This is a genomic window from Pseudomonas shirazensis, from assembly GCF_050496565.1.
Classification (GTDB): domain Bacteria; phylum Pseudomonadota; class Gammaproteobacteria; order Pseudomonadales; family Pseudomonadaceae; genus Aquipseudomonas; species Aquipseudomonas shirazensis_A.
Genome location: NZ_JBNWAE010000001.1, coordinates 310,038 through 332,725 on the forward strand (window position 1 = coordinate 310,038; position 22,688 = coordinate 332,725).

At 63.7% G+C, this 22,688-nt stretch carries 23 protein-coding genes; 14 read left to right on the plus strand and 9 right to left on the minus strand.

Annotation, left to right across the window (positions count from 1 at the left end):
- Positions 1–21 precede the first annotated feature (21 nt).
- Positions 22–558, minus strand: a complete 537-nt coding sequence (locus ACQZ2L_RS01300; protein WP_430324419.1) for a PilN domain-containing protein — start codon at positions 556–558, stop codon at positions 22–24.
- Positions 558–1,454: a type IV pilus biogenesis protein PilM gene (gene pilM, locus ACQZ2L_RS01305; protein WP_430324420.1), complete on the minus strand. Its 897-nt coding sequence runs from the start codon at positions 1,452–1,454 to the stop codon at positions 558–560. Before pilM ends, ACQZ2L_RS01300 begins: the two co-directional genes overlap by 1 nt.
- 163 nt (positions 1,455–1,617) lie before the next feature.
- Here pilM and ACQZ2L_RS01310 point away from each other — a divergent pair, with 163 nt between their 5' ends.
- A complete protein-coding gene (locus ACQZ2L_RS01310; protein ID WP_430324741.1) occupies positions 1,618–4,062 on the plus strand; it encodes a penicillin-binding protein 1A in 2,445 nt (814 codons plus the stop codon).
- A 278-nt stretch (positions 4,063–4,340) separates the two neighbouring features.
- Here the strand turns inward: ACQZ2L_RS01310 and ACQZ2L_RS01315 are convergent, their stop codons facing one another.
- From ACQZ2L_RS01315 to rpmE, 3 genes are all read right to left on the minus strand, one after another.
- Positions 4,341–5,609 (minus strand): malic enzyme-like NAD(P)-binding protein, encoded by a 1,269-nt coding sequence (locus ACQZ2L_RS01315; protein ID WP_150570375.1) that lies wholly within the window; start codon positions 5,607–5,609, stop codon positions 4,341–4,343.
- Between the two features lie 180 nt (positions 5,610–5,789).
- A complete protein-coding gene (locus ACQZ2L_RS01320) occupies positions 5,790–6,611 on the minus strand; it encodes a thermonuclease family protein (protein WP_430324421.1) in 822 nt (273 codons plus the stop codon).
- 2 nt (positions 6,612–6,613) lie between these two features.
- Positions 6,614–6,829 carry a 50S ribosomal protein L31 gene (gene rpmE, locus ACQZ2L_RS01325; protein ID WP_101315499.1) on the minus strand — a complete coding sequence of 72 codons (216 nt, stop codon included), beginning with the start codon at positions 6,827–6,829 and terminating at the stop codon, positions 6,614–6,616.
- Positions 6,830–7,008: 179 nt separating this feature from the next.
- Here rpmE and ACQZ2L_RS01330 point away from each other — a divergent pair, with 179 nt between their 5' ends.
- The 3 genes from ACQZ2L_RS01330 to ACQZ2L_RS01340 all read left to right on the plus strand — a co-directional run bounded on the left by ACQZ2L_RS01330 (position 7,009) and on the right by ACQZ2L_RS01340 (position 11,779).
- The gene (locus ACQZ2L_RS01330) at positions 7,009–9,228 is read left to right on the plus strand and encodes a primosomal protein N' (protein ID WP_430324422.1); all 2,220 of its coding nucleotides are present in this window, start codon (positions 7,009–7,011) and stop codon (positions 9,226–9,228) included.
- Positions 9,229–9,351: 123 nt separating this feature from the next.
- Positions 9,352–11,088: an arginine--tRNA ligase gene (gene argS, locus ACQZ2L_RS01335; protein WP_430324423.1), complete on the plus strand. Its 1,737-nt coding sequence runs from the start codon at positions 9,352–9,354 to the stop codon at positions 11,086–11,088.
- Position 11,089: 1 nt separating this feature from the next.
- Positions 11,090–11,779 carry an SPOR domain-containing protein gene (locus tag ACQZ2L_RS01340; protein ID WP_430324424.1) on the plus strand — a complete coding sequence of 230 codons (690 nt, stop codon included), beginning with the start codon at positions 11,090–11,092 and terminating at the stop codon, positions 11,777–11,779.
- 291 nt (positions 11,780–12,070) lie between these two features.
- Here the strand turns inward: ACQZ2L_RS01340 and ACQZ2L_RS01345 are convergent, their stop codons facing one another.
- Positions 12,071–12,490, minus strand: a complete 420-nt coding sequence (locus ACQZ2L_RS01345; protein WP_101315491.1) for an NINE protein — start codon at positions 12,488–12,490, stop codon at positions 12,071–12,073.
- Between the two features lie 165 nt (positions 12,491–12,655).
- Between ACQZ2L_RS01345 and ACQZ2L_RS01350 the strand changes: the two genes are divergently transcribed.
- Positions 12,656–13,288: a C40 family peptidase gene (locus ACQZ2L_RS01350; protein WP_430324425.1), complete on the plus strand. Its 633-nt coding sequence runs from the start codon at positions 12,656–12,658 to the stop codon at positions 13,286–13,288.
- Between the two features lie 39 nt (positions 13,289–13,327).
- On the opposite strand, the gene ACQZ2L_RS01355 is transcribed toward ACQZ2L_RS01350, so the two are convergent.
- Complete coding sequence (locus tag ACQZ2L_RS01355; protein WP_430324426.1) at positions 13,328–14,326, minus strand: type IV pilus twitching motility protein PilT; 999 nt, start codon at positions 14,324–14,326, stop codon at positions 13,328–13,330.
- A gap of 65 nt (positions 14,327–14,391) precedes the next feature.
- Between ACQZ2L_RS01355 and ACQZ2L_RS01360 the strand changes: the two genes are divergently transcribed.
- From ACQZ2L_RS01360 to ACQZ2L_RS01400, 9 genes are all read left to right on the plus strand, one after another.
- Positions 14,392–15,078: a YggS family pyridoxal phosphate-dependent enzyme gene (locus ACQZ2L_RS01360; protein ID WP_430324427.1), complete on the plus strand. Its 687-nt coding sequence runs from the start codon at positions 14,392–14,394 to the stop codon at positions 15,076–15,078.
- Positions 15,079–15,114: 36 nt separating this feature from the next.
- On the plus strand, positions 15,115–15,933 hold the full coding sequence (gene proC / locus ACQZ2L_RS01365; RefSeq protein ID WP_430324428.1) for a pyrroline-5-carboxylate reductase: 819 nt from the start codon (positions 15,115–15,117) through the stop codon (positions 15,931–15,933).
- A 10-nt stretch (positions 15,934–15,943) separates the two neighbouring features.
- On the plus strand, positions 15,944–16,534 hold the full coding sequence (locus ACQZ2L_RS01370) for a YggT family protein (protein WP_101315481.1): 591 nt from the start codon (positions 15,944–15,946) through the stop codon (positions 16,532–16,534).
- Between the two features lie 86 nt (positions 16,535–16,620).
- Positions 16,621–17,760: a homoserine O-succinyltransferase MetX gene (gene metX / locus ACQZ2L_RS01375; protein ID WP_430324429.1), complete on the plus strand. Its 1,140-nt coding sequence runs from the start codon at positions 16,621–16,623 to the stop codon at positions 17,758–17,760.
- A 7-nt stretch (positions 17,761–17,767) separates the two neighbouring features.
- Complete coding sequence (gene metW, locus ACQZ2L_RS01380) at positions 17,768–18,388, plus strand: methionine biosynthesis protein MetW (RefSeq protein ID WP_101315477.1); 621 nt, start codon at positions 17,768–17,770, stop codon at positions 18,386–18,388.
- Positions 18,389–18,415: 27 nt separating this feature from the next.
- A complete protein-coding gene (locus tag ACQZ2L_RS01385) occupies positions 18,416–18,850 on the plus strand; it encodes a DUF4426 domain-containing protein (RefSeq protein WP_430324430.1) in 435 nt (144 codons plus the stop codon).
- Positions 18,847–19,443 carry an RdgB/HAM1 family non-canonical purine NTP pyrophosphatase gene (gene rdgB / locus ACQZ2L_RS01390; protein WP_430324431.1) on the plus strand — a complete coding sequence of 199 codons (597 nt, stop codon included), beginning with the start codon at positions 18,847–18,849 and terminating at the stop codon, positions 19,441–19,443. The genes ACQZ2L_RS01385 and rdgB overlap by 4 nt, the downstream gene beginning before the upstream one ends.
- Entirely contained in the window at positions 19,440–20,639 is a 1,200-nt protein-coding gene (hemW, locus tag ACQZ2L_RS01395; protein ID WP_430324432.1) for a radical SAM family heme chaperone HemW, read from the plus strand. The genes rdgB and hemW overlap by 4 nt, the downstream gene beginning before the upstream one ends.
- A gap of 9 nt (positions 20,640–20,648) precedes the next feature.
- Positions 20,649–20,975 (plus strand): DUF3392 family protein, encoded by a 327-nt coding sequence (locus tag ACQZ2L_RS01400; RefSeq protein ID WP_101315469.1) that lies wholly within the window; start codon positions 20,649–20,651, stop codon positions 20,973–20,975.
- Between the two features lie 141 nt (positions 20,976–21,116).
- Here ACQZ2L_RS01400 and trmB read toward each other — a convergent pair whose 3' ends face one another.
- Together trmB and ACQZ2L_RS01410 are read right to left on the minus strand one after the other, a co-directional pair.
- Positions 21,117–21,839 (minus strand): tRNA (guanosine(46)-N7)-methyltransferase TrmB, encoded by a 723-nt coding sequence (gene trmB, locus ACQZ2L_RS01405; protein ID WP_430324433.1) that lies wholly within the window; start codon positions 21,837–21,839, stop codon positions 21,117–21,119.
- A gap of 9 nt (positions 21,840–21,848) precedes the next feature.
- Positions 21,849–22,643 (minus strand): thiazole synthase, encoded by a 795-nt coding sequence (locus ACQZ2L_RS01410; RefSeq protein WP_101315465.1) that lies wholly within the window; start codon positions 22,641–22,643, stop codon positions 21,849–21,851.
- Positions 22,644–22,688 lie beyond the last annotated feature (45 nt).

Below are 22,688 nucleotides of genomic sequence, written 5' to 3' on the forward strand. Positions count from 1 at the left end.
AGTCGGGAGGCCATGAGCCGATCAAAGCTCAAGCGCCGACAGACGTGCGAGCAACAGGAACTCATCGCCGTCTGCAACTGCACGAATATGCTTCAGCTCAAGCGCGTCGAATCGCCTTGATTGCTGCAGATCGCGGATGAACTGCGCCACTACCGCAGGCGACGCCGCCAACCCGAGCAGTCGCAACTGCCCCTCATGGATGGACATTTCGGTCAGTTGCAAACTGGCCCCGAGTGCCTGCTCCAGCTCAGCGAACATCCTCGGCAGCAGGTTTTGGCCATTGCGCAGCGCTTGCAGCGCTGCTGACTGCGCCATTACATCCTCATGGCTGCCCTGCACCGCCTTCAACTGCTGCAGTTGGATATCGAGCCGGGCGACATCAGCCTGGCGTTCGGCAATCGCCGCCAGTTGCTGCTGACCACGCTGGCGCGCCAGCTGGTCAAGCATGATCACGCCGGCGAGCGCCAGCAGCAGGCTACCGATCAGCGCCAGTTGAAACCGTCGCAGCGCCGCCAGCCGCTGCCGTTCGCGCCAGGGCAGCAGGTTCAGACGCAGCATCAGCAAGCACCGCCCAAGGCCAGAGCGCAGGCCAGCGCCATGTGCGGCGCCACCCGCGCCAGCTCGGCACGACTGCTCAGGCCAGCCGTGCCCAGACCGTGCAGCGGCGACAGCGCATCGCAGGGCAATCGAGCAGCGAGAGCGGCTAGCCAGCGTGGTGCCTGTTCGCTGGCCGCAACCACCTGTACATCGTGCTCGCCTGGCAGCGCTGCTGCGCACAACTCAAGCACGCGCTGCAGGCGTGCATCGTCTGGCTCATGGGCGCCGAAAGTCAGCTCCTGACGCTGCGGCAGGCCACTTGCCGGCCAGCTATGCAACGCTGCCCCGCCCTGCTCGATACGCAGCAGCGCCTGGCCGTCGGCCACCAGCCGGCGCAGGGCGATGCTGTCGACCTCCACTGCCACCGCGCACAGGCCTGCGGCCTCCAGCAGCTGCTCGAGCTGATCCAGTGAGCGCTGGCGGCAGGCGGCAACCAGCACATTGACATGCCCCACCGGCTCGACCGCCGGGCCGAGGACTTGAAAGTCCAACGCCAGGTCTTCCAGGGCAAACGGGAACATCTGCTCGGCATCGACCAGCAGGCGCTGCTCCAGTTGAGCCGCCGACAAGCCTGCTGGGAGGCAACAAAGCTTGCACAACGTCGCCCCGCCCGGCAGCGCAACCGCAACCTGCGCACGCCGACTGCCGCAGCGCTCAAAGGCGCAGCGCAGCGCGTCTGTCAGGGCGTCTGGGGCTTGCGCCCAGTCATTGCCAACTGCCACCGGCAGCGGCTGATACGCCCAGGCGCTGACGTGCTCAGCCCCTTGGCGCCCCTGCAGTTGCAGCATGCGCACCGAGTCGGCGGCTATTTCCACACCCAACAATGAACCGGCATCCTTGCCCAAGCGTCCAAGCATCGCTGTCTCCCTGCTCCATCATTGTCAGCCCGCGCGATTGGCCCGACCGGTCGCCCCGGCGGTCGCCCGACGGGGCGAAAACTGCTTATAATGCCCAGCGTTTTTGCCTGTCTGCCGGACCTGTGCGCACTCCATTTCTCAACCTGGACACCCAAAAGCCTTGATACGCCTGCTGAAGTTCTTCTGGTGGTCTTTCGTCGCAGTCATCTGTGCCCTCGTACTCGGTCTGAGCGGGGCGTTTCTGTATCTTAGTCCCAGCCTGCCCTCGGTCGACTCGCTCAGAAGCATCCAGTTGCAGATCCCTCTGAGGGTCTATAGCAGCGATGGCAAGCTGATTGCCGAGTTTGGCGAAATGCGCCGCTCGCCGATCCGCTTCGCGGAAATTCCCCCACAGTTCATTCAGGCGCTTCTGTCAGCCGAGGACGATAATTTCCTCAACCATTACGGGGTCGATCCGAGCAGCTTGATGCGCGCCGCGACCCAACTGGTCAAGTCTGGTCATATCCAGACCGGTGGCAGCACCATCACCATGCAGGTGGCGAAGAACTTCTTCCTTACCAGCGAGCGCAGCTTCTCGCGCAAGACCAACGAAATCCTGCTGGCCCTGCAGATCGAACGCGAACTGACCAAGGACGAGATCCTTGAGCTGTACGTCAACAAGATCTACCTGGGTAACCGCGCCTACGGCATCGACGCCGCAGCGCAGGTTTACTACGGCAAGTCGATCCGCGACGTCAGCCTGGCGCAGATGGCCATGATCGCCGGTCTGCCGAAGGCCCCTTCGCGCTTCAACCCACTGGCCAACCCGACCCGGGCCAAAGAGCGCCGCGACTGGATCCTCGGGCGCATGTACAAGCTCGGCAAGATCGATCAGGCCAGCTACGACGCCGCCCTGGCTGAGCCGCTGAACGCCAGTTACCACGTGCCGACGCCAGAAGTGAACGCGCCCTACATTGCCGAAATGGCCCGCGCGGAGATGGTCGGCCGCTATGGCAGCGAGGCCTACACCGAAGGCTTCCGGGTGACCACCACGGTGCCTAGCGACATGCAGAACATGGCCAACAGTGCCGTGCTCAATGGTTTGTCTGACTACGACGAGCGCCATGGCTACCGCGGCCCTGAGTCACGCTTCCCGGGCAAGACCCACGCCGCCTGGCTGCAGGAGCTGAGCAAGCAGCGCACCCTCGGTGGGCTGGAGCCGGCCATCGTTACCCAGGTCGACAAGACCGGCCTGAAAGTGCTCACCCGCAACGGCGAAGAGCAGGACGTGGCCTGGGACACCATGAAATGGGCGCGGCCGTATCTGAACACCAACGCTCAAGGCCGGGCGCCACAATCGCCTGCCGATGTCGCCCAGATCGGCGACCTGATCCGCGTGCAGCGCCTGGATGAAGGCAAGCTAAAGTTCAGCCAGGTGCCGGGCGCGCAGAGTGCACTAGTCACCCTCGACCCGTACAACGGCGCGATCCGCGCCCTGGTCGGCGGCTTCTCGTTCGAGCAGAGCAACTACAACCGCGCCATGCAGGCCAAGCGTCAGCCGGGCTCGAGCTTCAAACCGTTCGTCTACAGCGCGGCCCTGGACAGCGGTTACACCGCCGCCAGCCTGGTCAATGACGCGCCAATCGTGTTTGTCGATGAGTACCTGGACAAGGTCTGGCGGCCGAAAAACGACACCAACACCTTCCTCGGCCCGATCCGCATGCGTGAAGCGCTGTACAAGTCGCGCAACCTGGTCTCGATCCGCCTGCTGCAGGCGATGGGCGTCGACCGCACCATCGACTACATCGCCAAGTTCGGCTTCAACAAGCAGGACCTGCCGCGCAACCTGTCGCTGGCGCTCGGCACCGCGACCCTGACCCCGATGGAAATCGCCACCGGCTGGAGCACCTTTGCCAACGGCGGCTACAAGATCAGCCCGTATCTGATCGAACGCATCGAAAGCCGCAACGGCGATACCCTGTTCACCGCCAACCCTGCGCATGTGCCGCAGGGCGGCGGCAGCGACGAGGCCGGCATCGCCGCGCCAGAGCAGCCGATCAGCAGCGGCCTGCCGGGCGAAGCGCCAGCAGCCAACGCCCAGTTCAGTGCGCAGACACCCGTGCTCGCCGAACAGATCATCGACCCGCGCACCAGCTATATCCTCACCAGCATGCTGCAGGACGTGATCAAGCGCGGCACCGGCCGCCGGGCGATGGCCCTCGGCCGCACCGATCTGGCTGGCAAGACCGGTACCACCAACGAATCCAAGGACGCCTGGTTCTCCGGCTACAACGCCGACTACGTGACCACTGTCTGGGTTGGCTTCGACCAGCCAGAAACCCTCGGCCGCCGCGAATACGGCGGTACTGCGGCACTGCCCATCTGGATGAGCTTCATGGGCGCCGCCTTGAAAGACAAACCCAACCACGCTCCAGCCGAACCTGAAGGCATCCTCAGCCTGCGGGTCGATCCGGTCAGCGGCCGCGCAGCGACCCCGAGCACGCCGAATGCCTACTTCGAACTGTTCAAGGCCGAAGATTCACCGCCGTCGGTGGATGAACTGGGCAACGGCGCGGCACCTGGCAGCCCTCTGCCAGCGGATGAGGCAGCGCCGATGGACCTGTTCTAAGTCCAAAAGCCGGGGGCGCTCTGCGCCCCATTCCGAGCGGTCCGGCCTGCTCCTATACCGAACGCGTGTCGTGCCCCTGTAGGAGCGGCCTTGTGTCGCGAAAGGGGTGCGAAGCGCCCCCCAGATCTCAGCACCGCCGCCGACATCGCCGGGCCCGCTTCGCGGGCCTTTCGCGACACAAGGCCGCTCCTACAGGGACCGTGTACGGCGTTGCTGCGCGGCTAATCGCAGGCATAAAAAAACCGGCCCATCAGGGCCGGTTTTTCATTACGCCATACTTAGCCGTTGAACACATCGTCCACGCTTTTCAGCGGGTAGTGCTTCGGATAAGGCAGGGTAGCAACACCGCTTTCGATCGCAGCCTTGGCCACCGCATCAGAAACCAGCGTAATCAAACGTGGGTCCATCGGCTTCGGAATGATGTACTCACGACCAAACTCCAGCGCCTGCACGCCGTACGCATCGCAAACTTCCTTAGGCACTGGCTGCTTGGCCAGGTCCTTCAGCGCGATGGCCGCAGCAATCTTCATCTCTTCGTTGATGCGCTTGGCGCGAACGTCCAGAGCACCACGGAAGATGAACGGGAAGCCCAGCACGTTGTTGACCTGGTTCGGGTAGTCGGAACGACCGGTAGCCATGATCACGTCGTTACGGGTAGCGTGAGCCAGCTCCGGGCTGATCTCTGGATCCGGGTTCGAGCAGGCGAACACGATCGGGTTGGCAGCCATCGACTTGAGGCCTTCAGCGCTCAGCAGGTTCGGGCCGGACAGACCCACGAACACGTCAGCACCTTGCAGAGCGTCAGCCAGGCTGCGCTTGTCGGTAGCGTGAGCGAACTGCGCCTTGTACTGGTTCAGGTCTTCACGGCCGGAGTGGATAACACCGGTACGGTCGATCATGAAGATGTTCTCGACCTTGGCACCCATGCTGACCAGCAGCTTCATGCAGGAGATCGCAGCAGCGCCGGCGCCCAGGCAGACGATCTGCGCTTCTTCGAGCTTCTTGCCAGCGATTTCGAGGGCGTTGATCATGCCGGCCGCGGTGACGATGGCGGTGCCATGCTGGTCATCGTGGAACACCGGAATGTCGCACTGCTCGATCAGGGTGCGTTCGATTTCGAAGCACTCTGGCGCTTTGATGTCTTCGAGGTTGATGCCACCGAAGGTGATCGAGATACGGCGCACGGTGTCGATGAAGGCCTGTGGGCTTTCCGACTCGACTTCGATGTCGAATACGTCGATACCGGCGAAACGCTTGAACAGAACGCCCTTGCCTTCCATGACCGGCTTGGAAGCCAGTGGGCCGAGGTCACCCAGGCCAAGAATGGCGGTACCGTCGGAGATCACTGCGACCAGGTTGCCCTTGCCGGTGTACTTGTAAGCCAGCTCTGGATCACGACCGATCTCGCGCACAGGTTCGGCAACGCCCGGGCTGTAGGCCAGGGACAGGTCACGCGCAGTGGCGGTTGGCTTGGTGAGCTCGACGCTCAGTTTCCCCGGACGAGGCTGAGCATGATATTCGAGAGCGGCGGTTTTCAGGTCTGACATGGTGGGCAATTCCGCTTATTTACTGTTCTGACGGACCGCCGAGGATACGCAAAGTGCCGGGGGGCGACAAGACTGCCCGGTCACATGTGTCAAGGCCCATGGCCTACGACTTTACGCTACAACCCACGGGGCATGCGGGATTCAGTGTGTACAATTGCAGACGTTAATGTCTACAATTTTTTAGCCAGAGGCCCGTTTGAGCATGCTCGGATCGGTCAATGGCAGCAGCCAGCGACGCTGCCCAGGCTTGATCACACCCTTGCGGGAGCGGTCGATCACCCAGCCGCGGACCTCGACCTGGCGCCCTTTGAGGTTATCGAAGAAGCGCGCCGGGAAGTGCCGCTGCAGACGAGCGGGCACCTGCACCACCACGCGCTCGCCAAGGTCTAGCCAGACCCCGCCACGGTTACGCTCGATACGCCGTACGGTGCCGCTGAGCACGGCAAATCCGGACTCGCGCAGGGCGCTCTCGCGCTGCACTGGTGAATTCCGCCACAGCCCAAGGCGAGCCGAACGAGCCGCCTGCTCGGCTGCTTCCTGGCAGCCCGCCAGGCGCACATTGGGCGCTATGGCTACGCGCAAGCCAAGGCCCTCACTGAGCAGCACCGCCTCAAGATTGTCGCCATTACGCCCATAGATATGCGCCAGAGTGCGGCCATATTTGTCCTTTGCCTCGGCCCCGCGCACCAGCCCGACCCGGCCATCACTGGCCTTGATCAACGCCTGCAGGCGCTGCCTGGCGGCTTCGGCATAGGGCTCGCTTGGGCGGCCCTTGCGGCCCAGCTCGGGGGCATTGATGCCGATCAGGCGTACGCTGCGGCCATCGCTGAGGCGCACGGTGTCGCCATCTACCACCTGGCGCACGGCGACTTGCTGCGGCTTGACCGGCAGTGGGCAGAAGGCCTGCGCCGGCATGGCGCAAATCGCGGCCATAAAAAAAGCGCCCACAAGGGACGCTTTTCGTTGCAGCAGCGCGAGAGCCAAGGGCTTCGCCATGCGCAATCTTACTTCTTGGCACCGAACATGCCGAAGCGATCTGCGAACTTCTGTACGCGACCACCGGTGTCCAGGACTTTCTGCTTGCCAGTGTAGAACGGGTGGCACAGGGAGCACACGTCGATCGCCAGCGGCTTGGCCAGGGTCGAACGGGTTTCGAATTTGGCGCCGCAGCTGCAGGTGACTGCAACTACTTCGTAGTTCGGATGAATATTCTCTTTCATGGTCACTTCCTCGAGCTGCGTGCCGCCACCCAACACCTATTGTTGAATACCGCACGTAATTAGGCGGGGAATAATACCAGAGCGCAGCGTCAGCGCAAGTTGTCGCACGCACCGACCGTCGTCTGCTAGGCTCGGCGCTGCCCTGAACTGTTCCGAAATGCCCTTCAGAGACCTTCTGCGTGTCCGACGTCATCCTGCGCCTTGCCCTGCCCTCGCCCCTGCGTCGCCTGTTCGACTACCGGGCCACGGCCGCCATGGCCCGCCAGCCGCTGACCCCGGGCATGCGCATCCGTGTGCCCTTTGGTCGGCGTGAGATGATCGGCGTCCTGGTCGAGGTCTGCGCCACCAGTGAGGTGCCGGCTGACAAGCTCAAACCTGCGATTGCCCTGCTCGACCCGACCTCGCCGCTGCCGCCATCCCTGTTCAAGCTGTGCCTGTGGACCGCCCAGTACTATCAGCACAGCCTGGGCGATACCTTGAGCTGGGCCTTGCCGGTGCTGTTGCGCCAGGGCGAAGCAGCCGAAATCCGCCAGGAACGGTTCTGGCAGGTTACCCCCGACGCGCGCCTGGACGACCCGCGGATCGCCCGCGCCCCGCGTCAGCGCGAAGCCCTGCAGACTTTGTCGCAGCACCCGCATGGCGTTGCCCACAGCCTGTTGAGCAAATTGGGCCTGAACAAGGACAGCCTCGACCTGCTGCTGGCCAAAGAGCTGGTGCAGCTCGAGGTGCGCCGGCAAAGCCCGGCTGGCCGCCCCGAGCACTGGCTGGCGCAGCCGCAGCTGCCGCTCAACGACGAACAGCGGGCAGCCTTCGAAGCCGTGCGCTCGGGCTTTGGCAGCTTCCATGCATTTCTGCTGGCTGGGGTTACCGGCAGCGGCAAGACCGAGGTCTACCTGCAACTGATCCGCGAAACCCTGGAAGCCGGCAAGCAGGCGCTGGTGCTGATCCCCGAGATCAACCTCGGCCCGCAGACCCTGGCGCGCTTCGAGCAGCGCTTCAATGCGCGCATTGCCCTGCTGCACTCGGCGGTGAATGACCGCGAACGCCTGGATGCCTGGCTGGCGGCCCGCGATGGCGAAGCCGACATCATTATCGGCACCCGCTCGGCGCTGTTCACGCCGATGAAAAACCCTGGCCTGATCATCATCGACGAAGAGCACGACGGCTCCTATAAACAGCAGGAGGGCCTGCGCTACCACGCCCGTGATCTGGCGCTGGTGCGCGCCCATCAAGAGAACGTGCCGATCCTGCTCGGCTCGGCCACGCCTTCGCTTGAAAGCCTGCACAACGCCCACACCGGCCGTTACGGCCTGCTGCGCATGAACCACCGCGCCGGCGGCGCAAAGCAGCCGCGCTTCCTGCGCCTGGACGTGCGCAGCCGGCCGCTGGACAGCGGCATCAGCGGCCCGTTGCAACAGGCCATCGGCAAAACCCTCGAGGCCGGCCAGCAGGTGCTGGTGTTCCTCAACCGCCGCGGTTTTGCCCCGACGCTGCTGTGCCACGACTGCGGCTGGATGTCGGGCTGCCCGCGCTGCGATGCACGCATGACCGTGCACCAGCGCTCCGGCGTACTGCGCTGCCACCACTGCGGCTATGACGAGCGCCTGCCGCTGCGCTGCCCCAAGTGTGCGCACGTCGACCTGCGCCCGGTGGGTGCTGGCACCGAGCGCGCCGAAGAACGCCTGAAAGTACTGTTCCCGGACTTCCCGGTATTGCGCGTGGACCGCGACAGCACCTCGCGCAAGGACGCCATGCACAACCTGTTCACCACCATCCAGCGCGGCCAGCCGAGCATCCTTGTCGGCACGCAGATGCTCGCCAAGGGCCACCACTTCCCGCGGGTCACGCTGGTGGCGATCCTCGATGCCGATGGCGGGCTGTTCTCTGGGGACTTCCGCGCCAGCGAGCGCATGGCCCAGCTGATCGTGCAGGTCGCCGGACGCGCCGGCCGCGCCGAAGAGCCGGGCAAGGTCATCGTGCAGACCCACCTGGCCGAGCACCCGCTGCTGGTGCAGTTGACTGAAGAAGGCTACTTCGCCTTTGCCGAACAGGCCCTGAGCGAACGCCGCGGCGCCGGCCTGCCGCCCTTCGCCCACCTCGCCCTGCTGCGCGCCGAAGCGCACAAGCCGGGCCAGGCCGAAGGATTTCTGGATGAAGCGTGCAGTGCCGCCGAGCGCTTGCTGGCCGAACAGGGCGGCCAGGGCATAGAGCTGCTCGGGCCGGTGCCGGCGCCGATGGAACGCCGCGCCGGGCGCTTCCGCGCGCAGCTGTTGTTGCAGGCCAGCGCCCGCGCGCCGCTGCACCGGCTGATCAGCGCCTGGCTGCTGGAGCTGGAACAGATGCCCAGCGGACGTCAGGTGCGCTGGTCGCTGGACGTCGATCCGGTCGACCTGTACTGAGCTGTTGACGCGCCGTTGATACCCGCAAAGGTTGGCAACCACGGCTCAGCCACGGATAATGCTCAGTTTTTCCACCTGCGCATCGAAGCGCTCCGCCGCGCTTGCGGTCGAAAAGAGATTCCGATGAAAGACACCATTCGCCAGCTGATCCAGCAAGCCCTCACCCAACTCGTCGCCGACGGTGTGCTGCCTGACGGCCTGACCCCGGCGATTCAGGTGGAAAACGCCCGCGACAAGACCCACGGTGACTTCGCCAGCAACATCGCCATGATGCTGGCCAAGCCAGCCGGGATGAAGCCGCGTGACCTCGTCGAAAAGCTCATCGCAGCGTTGCCGACCAGCGCCGACATCAGCAAGGTCGAGATCGCCGGCCCAGGCTTCCTCAACTTCTTCCAGAACACCGCGGCCCTGGCCGAGCGTCTCGATGCCGCCCTGGCCGATAGCCAACTTGGCGTGCGCAAGGCCGGCCCGGCCGAGAAGGTCGTGGTCGACCTGTCGGCGCCGAACCTGGCAAAAGAAATGCACGTCGGCCACCTACGCTCGACCATCATCGGTGACAGCGTTGCCCGAGTGCTGGAGTTCCTCGGCGACACGGTCATCCGCCAGAACCACGTCGGCGACTGGGGCACCCAGTTCGGCATGCTGATGGCCTACCTGCAGGAAAACCCAATCACCAGCGACGAGCTGTCTGACCTGGAAAACTTCTACCGCGCCGCGAAGAAGCGCTTCGACGAGTCCGAAGAATTCGCCACCCGCGCCCGTGGTCTGGTGGTCAAGCTGCAAGCCGGCGACCCGGACTGCCTGGCGTTGTGGACGCGCTTCAAGGACATCTCGCTGTCGCACTGCCAGAAGACCTACGAGCTGCTCAACGTCAAGCTGAGCATGGCCGACGTGATGGGCGAAAGCGCCTACAACGCTGACCTGGCCAACGTCATCAGCGACCTTAAGAGCAAAGGCCTGCTGGTCGAAAGCCAGGGCGCGCAGTGCGTGTTCCTCGAAGAATTCAAGACTGCCGATGGCGAGCCGCTGCCGGTGATCGTGCAGAAGGCCGATGGCGGCTACCTGTACGCGACCACCGACCTTGCCGCCGTGCGCTATCGCAGCAACGTGCTCAAGGCCGATCGCGCCTTGTACTTCGTCGACCAGCGCCAGGCGCTGCACTTCAACCAGGTGTTTGAAGTGGCCCGCCGCGCAGGCTTCGTCGGCCACCCGATGAAGATGGAACACATGGGCTTCGGCACCATGAACGGTGCCGATGGCCGCCCGTTCAAGACCCGTGACGGCGGCACCGTCAAGCTGATCGACCTGCTCAACGAAGCCAAGGACCGCGCCTATGCGCTGGTCAAGGAAAAGAACCCGAGCCTGGCCGAAGACGAGCTGCGTCAGATCGCCGAAGTGGTCGGCATTGGCGCGGTGAAATACGCCGACCTGTCCAAGCACCGCACCAGCGATTACAGCTTCAACTTCGAACTGATGCTCAACTTCGAAGGCAACACCGCGCCGTACCTGCTGTATGCCTACACCCGCGTCGCCGGGGTGTTCCGCAAGCTGGGCAAGGGCTACGATCAGCTCGACGGCCAGATCGTGCTGCAGGCCCCGCACGAACAGGACCTGGCCGCACGCCTGGCGCAGTTCGGCGAAGTGCTCAACAGCGTCGCCGACAAAGGCACCCCGCACGTACTGTGCAGCTACCTGTACGACATCGCCGGGTTGTTCTCCAGTTTCTACGAGAACTGCCCGATCATCGCCGCCGAAACCGCTGAACAACAACAGAGCCGCCTGCGCCTGGCCGCCCTGACCGGCCGCACGCTCAAGCAAGGCCTGGAGTTGCTCGGCCTGGAAACCCTGGAGCGCATGTAAGTTGGCTGCCAAGAAAAAACCTGCACCCAAGCGCGGCGCCAGCCGCCAACAGGCCCCTGCCAAACAACCGATCCCGGGTTGGATCTGGCTGGCGGTCGGCCTGACGGTTGGCGCGTTCATTGTCTTCCTGATGAAGCTCGAGCCTGGCGGTGACGACATCAAGCGGGCCAAGCCGGAACAGCAAAAACCGGGCAGGACTGCCGAAGCGGCCAAGACTACTGCGGCCACGCCGCAAGCACCGGTCAAGCCGAAGTACGACTTCTACACCTTGCTGCCAGAGTCGGAAGTGATCGTGCCGCCAGAGGCCGTGCCGGAGAAAACCCCGCCGGTGCCGGCGCAACCGGTGACCCCGGCCGAGGCGGCGAAAATCGATACGGCACGCGCGCAGGCAGCCTTGCTCGGGCAGACGCCACCGCCGCCACCGCCGGTGATCAAGCCAGCGGCGACGACGCAGTTCTTCCTCCAGGCCGGTTCGTTCCGCAAAGAAGCCGATGCCGACAAGGTGCGGGCGCAGATCATCCTGCTCGGCCAGGTGGTCAAGGTCGAGTCGGGCACGGTCAAGGAAGAGACCTGGTACCGGGTGCTGGTCGGCCCATTCAGCAACCGCGAACAGCTCACGGTTGCCCAGAAGCAGCTGGCCGGCGCGGGCTTCAGCAATCTGCTGCTGCAACAGCGACAGACCCGCCAATAGCCTCCTGCCCGCTACGGGAACGACCCTGCCCGGCGCCGGCCCTGACGGAACGACCCTGCCCGGCGCCGGCCCCTGACGGAACGACCCTGCCCGGCGCCGGCCCCTGACGGAACGACCCTGCCCGGCGCCGGCCCCTGACGGAACGACCCTGCCCGGCGCCGGCCCCTGTAGGAGCGGCCTTGTGTCGCGAAAGGCCAGCGAAGCTGGCCCGGCGATATATGCGGCGAAGCATAAATCCTGGGGCCGCTACGCAGCCCTTTCGCGACACAAGGCCGCTCCTACAGACGGTGATCAGACCCGGCCGCTGTTCACATCGGAAATCTGCCGGTTGAGCGTCCAGAAGTCGTAAAGGATGCCAAGCAGGAACAGGCCCCCGGTAAAGAAGTAGATGATCGCTGTGATCCATTTACCCATGTACAGCCGATGCACGCCGAACAGACCGAGGAAGGTCAGCAGCACCCACGCCAGACTGTAGTTGACTCGCCCGGATTGGAAGCGCATGTCCGCCTCGCGGTCCATCGCCGGGATCAGGAACAGGTCGATCAACCAGCCAATGCCCAACAGGCCCAGGGTGAAGAACCAGATGGTCCCGGTAATCGGTTTGCCGTAGTAGAAACGGTGCGCACCGAGAAAGCCGAAAATCCACAAAAGGTAGCCCAGTACCTTGCTGTGGGTGTCGTGATAAGGCGCCCCTTGTTGATAAGTATTCATTCCTAGCCCTCGTGGCTTAGCCAAAAATATTCTCAGAATAAATGTGACTTTTTCATGTGAAGTCGACGCATGGTTCCTTCCAGTCGACCAACGGATCATTTTTTGAGCAAAAAGCTGTTATAAAGTTGCGCGTCATCACCTAATCATCTTTCAAGAGCTTCAACTATGCCGCCTTTATTCAAGACATGGCTGACCCTCTGCCTCTTATTACCCCTGGCAGCCCACGCCACCAATCGTGAGCAACGACTTCCCAACGGCTTCACGGGCTACACCACCAACGCCACTGTGAAGCATGCACCGGTCAAACATGCAGCAGCCAAATCGGCCAATCTGCGTGCCCGCCCAAGCAATGCTGCCAATGCTCTGCCGGCTGTGGCAATGTCCGCCAAGCAGAGCAGCAACGTGCTCAGCCGCGCGGTGAATGTGCTCGGTACCCCTTATCGTTGGGGCGGCAGCACGCCAGGCAAGGGCTTTGACTGCAGCGGGCTGGTGAAATATGCGTTCAACGACGTGGCAGACGTCGATTTACCGCGTACCTCCAATGCCATGGCCCAGGGTCACGGCGTCAAGGTTGCCAAGGGCGATCTGAAGCCAGGCGACCTGATCTTCTTCAACATCAAGAGCCGCCGGGTCAATCATGTTGCCATTTACCTGGGCAACGATCGCTTCATCCATGCGCCGCGTCGTGGCAAGTCGGTCAGCATCGACCAACTGAGCAAGCCCTACTGGCAGAAACACTACGTGGTCGCCAAGCGGGTCCTGCCGAAAGAGCAACAGCTGAGCCTGGCCAAACGCTGACCGGTGCGCGCTGGCCTCGCAATGAGGCCAGTGCAGATGCTACCCCGTTTCGATCACGCCTTCAGCGCGCAACTGTTGCAAAGCTGCGTCCATGGTCTTCATCCCCGCCGCACCTCCCGCCTGCATCAGTGAATAGATCTGCGCCAACCGCCCCTCGCGGATCAGGTTGCGCACCGCCGTGTTCGCCAGCAGAACTTCCCGCGCCGCAACCCGTCCGCCACCGCGCCGTTTGACCAGCACCTGCGCCACCACCACCCGCAGCGAGTCGGCCAGCAGAGTGCGCACCAGCGGTTTCTCGTCGGCGGCAAACACCTCCACCATACGGTCGATGCTGCTCACCGCCGAGCGCGTGTGCACGGTCGCCAGCACCAGATGCCCGGTCTGCGCCGCGCGCAGCGCCAGGCGGATCGACTCAAGGTCACGCAGCTCACCCAGCACGACCACGTCAGGGTCCTGACGCAGGGCGCTGCGCAGGCCTTGGGCAAAGTCACTGCTGTGCTGGCCGACCTCACGCTGGGTGACCAGGCTGCGCTGGCTGCGGTGGATAACTTCGATCGGGTCTTCCAGGGTGATGATGTGCAACGAGCGCTCACGGTTGAGCCAGTCGACCAGTGCGGCGAGGGTGCTGGATTTGCCGCTACCGGTTGCCCCGCCGATCAGCACCAGCCCATCAGTGCACTGGGCAACAGCTTGCAATACATCTTCCAGACCAAGCTCGGCAATGCTTGGCACATGGCTTGGGATCAAGCGCAGGCTGGCGGCTAGGCCGTTACGCTGGCGGAACAGGTTGATGCGGCAGCGGCGGCCCTGGTTCAGGGTCACGGCCAGATCCAGCTCGGCACCGGCCAGCCATTGCTGCAGCTGGTGCTCAGCCAGCAGCGGTGCCAGCCCTTGCTGAAGTTGGCCGGCTGGCATCCGTGGCAGATCGAGCCGGCGCAGTTCGCCGTCCACGCGTAGCAGTGGTGGTTCGGCCTCGGCCAGATGCAGGTCGGATGCCCCTGCAGCAGCGGCCTGGGCCAGCAGGTCAGTCACGTCCATGAGACTCCCCAAAGGCTATCAAGCAGGTAGAATGGCGCAGATCACTGAGCCGCCGGCATTCTTCCATGTCCACCATAGCAGACCACCTCGGCGCCCTCGCCGCCCGTATCGACAGCGCAGCGCAGGCCTGTGGCCGCGACCCGGCCAGCATCAGGTTGCTGGCCGTGAGCAAGACCAAACCCGCCGCCGCGGTGCGTGAAGCCTATGCCGCCGGCGTGCGCGACGTGGGTGAGAACTACCTCCAGGAAGCCCTGGCCAAGCAAGATGAATTAACTGACCTGGCCTTGACCTGGCACTTCATCGGCCCCATTCAATCGAACAAGACCCGCGCGATTGCCGAGCATTTCGCCTGGGTGCATTCGGTAGACCGCTTGAAGATCGCCCAGCGCCTGTCCGAACAACGCCCGACCGAACTGCCACCGCTGAACATCTGCCTGCAGGTCAACGTAAGTGGCGAGGACAGCAAGTCGGGCTGTACCCCGGCTGAGCTGCCGGCACTGGCCGCGGCGGTAGCAGCACTGCCGGGCCTGCGTTTGCGTGGCTTGATGGCCATCCCCGAGCCGAGCGACGAGCGCGCGGTGCAGGAGGCGGCCTTTGCGCGGCTGCGCGAGCTGCAGGCCAGCCTCAATCTTGGCCTGGATACCTTGTCGATGGGCATGAGCCATGACCTCGAGGCCGCCATCAGCCAAGGTGCGACCTGGGTGCGTATTGGCACCGCCCTGTTCGGCGCCCGCGATTACGGGCAGGCTTGAATCCATGCTTTACTCACTTTTTTCTAAGGACCTGACATGAGCAAGACACGTATTGCCTTTATCGGCGCCGGCAACATGGCCGCCAGCCTGATTGGCGGCCTGCGTGCGCAGGGTCTGGATGCTGCGCAGATTCGCGCCAGCGACCCTGGCGCCGAGACCCGCAACCGGGTTCGCGCCGAGCACGCCATCGAGGTGTTCGAAGACAACGCTCAAGCAATCGCCGACGCCGACGTGATCGTTCTGGCGGTCAAGCCGCAGGTCATGAAAAGCGTGTGCCAAGGCCTGCAGGCCAACCTGCAGGACGGCCAACTGATCGTTTCCATCGCCGCCGGGATCACCTGCGCCAGCCTGCAAGACTGGCTCGGCCCGCGCCCTGTGGTCCGTTGCATGCCCAACACCCCGGCCCTGCTGCGCCAAGGCGTCAGCGGCCTGTACGCCACCGAGCAGGTGTCTGCCGAGCAACGTCAGCAGGCCGAAGAACTGCTGTCGGCCGTAGGCACGGCGCTGTGGCTGGAGCACGAGCAGCAGCTGGACGCCGTAACGGCAGTCTCCGGCAGTGGCCCGGCGTACTTCTTCCTGCTGATCGAAGCAATGACCGCTGCCGGCGAAAAGCTCGGCCTGCCGCGTGAAACCGCTGCCCAGCTGACCCTGCAAACCGCCCTTGGCGCGGCGCACATGGCAGTCGCCAGTGATGTCGATGCCGCCGAGCTGCGCCGCCGGGTCACCTCGCCTGCCGGTACCACCGAGGCGGCGATCAAGTCGTTCCAGGGCAATGCTTTCGAGGCCATCGTCGAACAGGCGCTGCAGGCCGCGGCAACGCGCTCCGCCGAGCTCGCCGAACAATTGGGCAAATAAGGAGCTGTTGATGAATGCACTGTCTGGCGCCGCGATTTTCGTGGTGCAAACCCTGGTCAGCCTGTATCTGGCGATCGTTCTGCTGCGCTTTGTGCTGCAACTGGTCAAGGCCGACTTCTACAACCCGCTGAGCCAGTTCGCGGTGCGCGCCACGCAACCGCTGCTCAAGCCTATCCGGCGTATCGTACCGAGCATCTTCGGCCTGGATACCTCGTCGCTGCTGCTGGCGATCCTGATTCAGGCGCTGCTGATGGCCTTTGTGCTGATGATCACCTACGGCACCGCCGGTGACATCCTGCACCTGCTGATGTGGGCGATCATTGGCGTCACCTCGCTGTTCCTGAAGATCTTCTGGGTCGCCATGATCGTCATGGTCATCGTCTCCTGGGTTGCGCCCAACAGCCACAACCCGGCTGCCGAGCTCGCCTACCAGATCGCCGAGCCCGTGCTGGCGCCGTTCCGCCGCCTGATACCGAACCTGGGCGGCCTGGACATCTCGCCGATCTTTGCCTTCCTGGCGATCCAGGTGATCCAGTCGTTCGTGATGCCACCACTGGCAGCCTATGCCGGCATGCCGCAAGAGCTGTGGCGAATGATCTGACCGGTGCACCGCCAGCGGCAGCCTGTGCTTGCCGCTGGGGGTAGCGCTCTTTAGACTTACGCCTCCGTCAAGCGTGAGCAGGGTCGATGTCCACTGTCTTTCCCGAAGATTCCGTCGGTCTGGTAACACCGCAGACTGCCCGGTTCGATGAACCGTTGGCGCTGGCCTGCGGCCGATCGCTGGCCAGCTATGAGCTGGTCTATGAAACCTATGGCACGCTCAACAGCAGCGCGAGCAACGCTGTGCTGATCTGCCATGCATTGTCTGGCCATCACCATGCCGCAGGCTTTCACCGTGCCGACGAGCGCAAGCCCGGCTGGTGGGACAGCTGCATTGGCCCGGGCAAGCCGATCGACACCAACCGCTTCTTCGTGGTCAGCCTGAACAACCTTGGCGGCTGCAACGGCAGCACCGGCCCGAGCAGCGTCAACCCGCTGACCGGCAAGCCCTACGGCGCCGACTTCCCGGTGCTCACCGTGGAAGACTGGGTACACAGCCAGGTGCGCCTGGCCGACCGTCTCGGCATCAGCCAGTGGGCCGCCGTGGTGGGTGGCAGCCTCGGTGGCATGCAGGCCCTGCAATGGACCATCACCTACCCTGATCGCGTCCGTCACTGCGTCGATATCGCCTCCGCGCCCAAGCTGTCGGCGCAGAACATCGCCTTCAACGAAGTCGCACGCCAGGCCATCCTCACTGACCCCGAGTTTCACGGTGGCTCGTTCCAGGACCAGGGCGTGATCCCCAAGCGCGGCCTGATGCTGGCGCGCATGGTCGGCCACATTACTTACCTGTCGGACGACTCGATGGGCGAGAAATTCGGCCGCGAACTCAAGAGCGACAAGCTCAACTACGACTTCCACAGCGTCGAGTTCCAGGTCGAAAGCTACCTGCGCTACCAGGGTGAAGAGTTCTCCGGCCGCTTTGATGCCAACACTTATCTGTTGATGACCAAGGCACTCGACTATTTCGACCCGGCTGCCGCCCATGGCGGCGATCTGGCGGCAACCTTGAGCAAGGTCACGGCAGACTACTGCGTTATCTCGTTCACTACCGACTGGCGTTTCTCGCCGGCCCGCTCGCGAGAAATCGTCGATGCGTTGATGGCCGCACGCAAGAACGTCTGCTATCTGGAAATCGACTCGCCGTATGGCCACGACGCCTTCCTGATACCAACGCCTCGCTACATGCTGGGTTTCTCGAACTACATGAACCGCATCGCCATCTGAGGACCGCATGAGAGCCGACCTGGAAATCATCCAAGACTGGATCCCCGCCGGCAGCCGGGTCCTCGACCTGGGCTGCGGCAACGGCGAGCTGCTGGCGTCGTTGCGCGACCTCAAGCAAGTCACCGGCTACGGCCTGGAGATCGACGCCGATAACATCGCCGCGTGCGTGGCTAAAGGCGTCAACGTCATCGAGCAGGACCTCGACAAGGGCCTGGGCAACTTTGCCAGCAACAGCTTTGACGTGGTAGTCATGACCCAGGCCCTGCAGGCGGTCGAATACCCTGACCGGATCCTCGCTGAAATGCTGCGGGTGGGCCGCGAGTGCATCATCACCTTCCCCAACTTCGGCCACTGGCGCTGCCGTTGGTACCTGGCCAGCAAGGGCCGCATGCCGGTTTCGGACTTCATGCCGTACACCTGGTACAACACGCCGAACATCCACTTCTGCACCTTTGCCGACTTCGAGCAGCTGTGCGTCGATCACCATGCCAAGGTCCTCGACCGGCTGGCCGTCGACCGCCTGCACCGCAATGGCATCGGTGGCCGGGTTTGGCCTAATCTGTTGGGAGAGATCGGCATCTATCGCCTCAGCAGCCCAAGCCTGAGCGAACACCAGATCGCCGTCTGACCCGTTACAACTCGGAGGATTCGCCCGATGCGTCGACTCGCTGTATTACTGCTCGGCCTGTGCATGGCCTTGCCGGTGCTGGCTGCCGATGCGGCCAAAGCCCAGCGCAAGGAAGTGTTCGGTGATGTCACGGTGCATTACAGCGCCTTTACTTCGAGCATGCTGCAGCCGGCGGTTGCCAGCGCCAATGGCCTGATCCGCAGCAAGAACCAGGGCGTGCTGACCGTCTCGGTGCTCAAGGGCGGCAAACCGGACCTGGCCATGGTCAGCGGCAGCGTCAAGGACCTGACCGGGCGCCGCAGCGCGCTGGCGTTCCGCCAGGTCAGCGACCCCAACGGCGTCAGCTACCTTGCCCAGTTCCCGATCGAGCAGGTGCAGACGCTGATCTTCGAACTCACGGTCGCCAGCGGCGGCGCCAGCCATTCTTTCAGCTTCAACCAGGAAGTGTTCCCAGGCGAATGATCAATCTTCAGCAACTCGTATTGGCCAGCCATAACGCTGGCAAGCTCAAGGAACTCCAGGCCATGCTTGGCGAGTCGGTGCAGCTGCGTTCGATCGGCGAATTCAGCCAGGTCGAGCCGGAAGAAACCGGTCTGTCGTTCGTCGAAAACGCCATTCTCAAGGCGCGCAATGCGGCGCGCATTTCCGGCCTGCCAGCACTGGCCGATGACTCCGGCCTGGCGGTGGACTTTCTCGGCGGCGCGCCGGGCATCTACTCGGCACGCTATGCCGACGGCAAGGGCGATGCCGCCAACAACGCCAAGCTGCTCGACGCGCTGAAAGACGTGCCGGATGAGCAGCGCGGTGCGCAGTTCGTCTGTGTGCTGGCGTTGGTACGGCATGCTGATGACCCGCTGCCGATCCTCTGCGAAGGCCTCTGGCACGGCAGCATCCTGCGTGCTGCCAGCGGCGAGCATGGCTTTGGCTACGACCCGCTGTTCTGGGTGCCCGAGCGCAACTGCTCGAGCGCAGAGCTCGCGCCGCTGGAGAAGAACCAGCTCAGCCACCGCGCCCGCGCCATGGCCCTGCTGCGTCAGCGTCTGGGCCTGGCATGACCGACAAGCCGTCGATCCAGCTGCTCCATCCGCGGGCCGCTGGCGCGCGCCTGGCGTTGCCGGAGCTGCCCCCGCTGTCGCTGTACGTCCATATCCCCTGGTGCGTGCGCAAGTGCCCCTACTGCGACTTCAACTCGCATCAGGCCGGCCCCGATCTGCCTGAAGAAGCCTACGTCGACGCCTTGTTGGCCGACCTTGAACAAGAGCTGCCTGCCGTACAGGGCCGCACCATCAGCACGATCTTCTTTGGCGGTGGCACGCCAAGCCTGTTCAGCGCCGCTGCGCTGGACCGCCTGCTGCGCGGGGTTGAACAGCGCATCGCGTTTGCCGCCGATATCGAGATAACCCTGGAGGCCAACCCGGGTACCTTCGAGCAGGACAAGTTCAAGGCTTACCGCCAGACCGGCATCAATCGCCTGTCGATCGGCGTGCAGAGCTTCCAACCGGCCAAGCTGGAGAAGCTTGGCCGCATTCATAACGGCGACGAGGCGATCCGCGCGGCCGATATGGCGCGCGCAGCGGGTTTTGACAACTTCAACATGGACCTGATGCACGGCCTGCCCGATCAGTCGCTGGAGGACGCTCTGGGCGACCTGCAGCAGGCAATCGACCTGGGCCCGACGCACCTGTCCTGGTATCAGCTCACCGTCGAGCCGAACACGGTGTTCTGGAACCAGCCGCCCGAGCTGCCTGAAGACGACATTCTCTGGGATATCCAGGAAGCCGGGCAGTTGCTGCTGGCCAACAATGGTTTCCATCAGTACGAGGTGTCGGCCTATGCCCAGGCCGATCGCGCCGCCCGGCACAACCTCAATTACTGGCGCTTCGGCGACTTCATAGGCATTGGCGCCGGCGCCCACGGCAAGCTGTCGTTCGCCGACGGGCGCATCCTGCGCACCTGGAAGACGCGCCTGCCCAAGGATTACCTGAACCCGGCCAAGCCTTACAAGGCTGGGGAGAAGCTGCTGCCAGTCGATGAGCTGCCGTTCGAGTTTTTGATGAATGCGCTGCGCCTGACGGATGGGGTCGAGGCTGAGTTGTTCCACCGCCGCACTGGCTTGCCGCTGGCGCAGCTGGCCGAAGCCCGGCGCCTGGCCGAACAAAAGGGCCTTTTGCAGGTCGAACCGGATCGGCTGGCAGCCACACCGCGCGGCCAGTTGTTCCTCAATGACCTGCTGCAGTATTTCTTGACCTAAGGATGACCCATGGACCTGGTACTTGACCTGCTTGCGACCGTGTCGCGCTGGAGCCGCAGCAACCTGTCGGAGATTTCGCTGGCGTTGGTAGGCTGCCTGCTGGTGCTGTTCGGCACAGATATCAAGGGGTGGGTAGACCAGCGTCTGGGCGGCCTGGCCGGCGCGTTGCGCATACCGTTCATGGCCTTGCTGGTGATGGTGGGCAGCGGTGCGGCGTTGATCTATGCCACGCCGTGGGTGATCAAGGGACTCAGCCAGTTCAACAACTACGCGCTGGCGCCGGTGTTGCTGGTGGTGTTGGTGTTGATTGGGGTGGTGGCTGATCGGCGTGGTTGATGCCTAGACCGTGTATTGGGGGCGCTTTGCGCCCCTTTCGCGACACAAGGCCGCTCCTACACCAGACGACGCGGTCCTCTGTAGGAGCGGCCTTGTGTCGCGAAAGGGCTGCGCAGCAGCCCCAATCCAGCCACCACGGTATCAGTCGACTTTCACAAACTTCAAATCCCAAACCCCATGCCCAAGCCGTTCACCACGGCGTTCGAACTTGGTGATCGGCCGCTCTGCCGGGCGCGGTACATAGGTGCCATCCTCGGCTTGGTTGCGATAGCCCGGCGCGGCGCTCATCACTTCCAGCATGTACTCGGCATACGGTTCCCAGTCGGTGGCCATATGGAACACGCCACCTGGCTTGAGCTTGCTGCGCACCAGTTCGGCGAACTCCAGCTGGACGATGCGGCGCTTGTGGTGACGCGCCTTGTGCCACGGGTCCGGGAAGAACAGCATCAAGCGATCAAGGCTGTTATCCGCGACACAGCGGTTGAGCACTTCGATCGCATCGCAGTCGTACACCCGCAGGTTCTGCAGCCCCTGGGTCAGCACGCCATTGAGCAGCGCGCCAACACCCGGGCGGTGCACTTCAACGCCGATGAAGTCCTGCTCCGGGGCAGCAGCCGCCATCTCCAGCAGCGAGTGACCCATGCCAAAGCCGATTTCCAGGGTACGCGGCGCCGAGCGGCCGAATACCTGGTCGTAATCGACCGGGCTGTCGGCCAGCGGCAGCACGAACAGGGGCGCGCCCTGATCAAGACCACGTTGCTGGCCTTCGGTCATGCGCCCTGCGCGCATCACGAAGCTCTTGATGCGGCGGTGTGGGCGCTCTTCGCCGTCAGCGGGGATCGGCGTATCTTGCGATTCAGTCATCAGAAACTCTTACTTGATCAGACCATCCAGCGGCGACGAGGCGCTGGCATACAGTTTTTTCGGCATACGCCCGGCCAGGTAGGCCAGACGACCCGCATTGATAGCGTATTTCATGGCTTCGGCCATCAGCACCGGTTGCTGGGCGTGGGCGATGGCCGAGTTCATCAGCACCGCTTCGCAGCCCATTTCCATGGCGATGGTGGCATCGGAAGCAGTACCGACGCCGGCATCGACCAGCACCGGCACCTTGGATTCTTCAAGGATGATCTGCAGGTTGTACGGGTTGCAGATGCCCAGGCCGGTACCGATCAGGCCCGCCAGCGGCATCACCGCGATGCAGCCGATCTCTGCCAGCTGACGCGCGATGATCGGGTCATCACTGGTGTAGACCATCACGTCGAAACCTTCCTTGACCAGCACTTCAGCGGCCTTGAGGGTTTCGATCACGTTGGGGAACAGGGTCTTCTGATCGGCTAGCACTTCCAGCTTGACCAGGTTGTGGCCATCGAGCAGCTCACGGGCCAGGCGGCAGGTCCGCACGGCTTCGATTGCGTCGTAGCAGCCAGCGGTGTTGGGCAGGATGGTGTAGCGGTCAGGTGGCAGCACGTCGAGCAGGTTCGGCTCGCCCGGGATCTGGCCCAGGTTGGTGCGGCGCACGGCGACGGTGACGATCTCGGCACCCGAGGCTTCGATGGCCAGGCGGGTTTCTTCCATGTCACGGTACTTGCCGGTGCCAACCAGCAGGCGCGACTGGAATGTGCGCCCGGCCAGGATGAAGGGCTTGTCGCTACGAACATTGCTCATCGTTGTTCCTCTGGAAAGGTTGCGGGACTTGCAGGTGAACGTCAG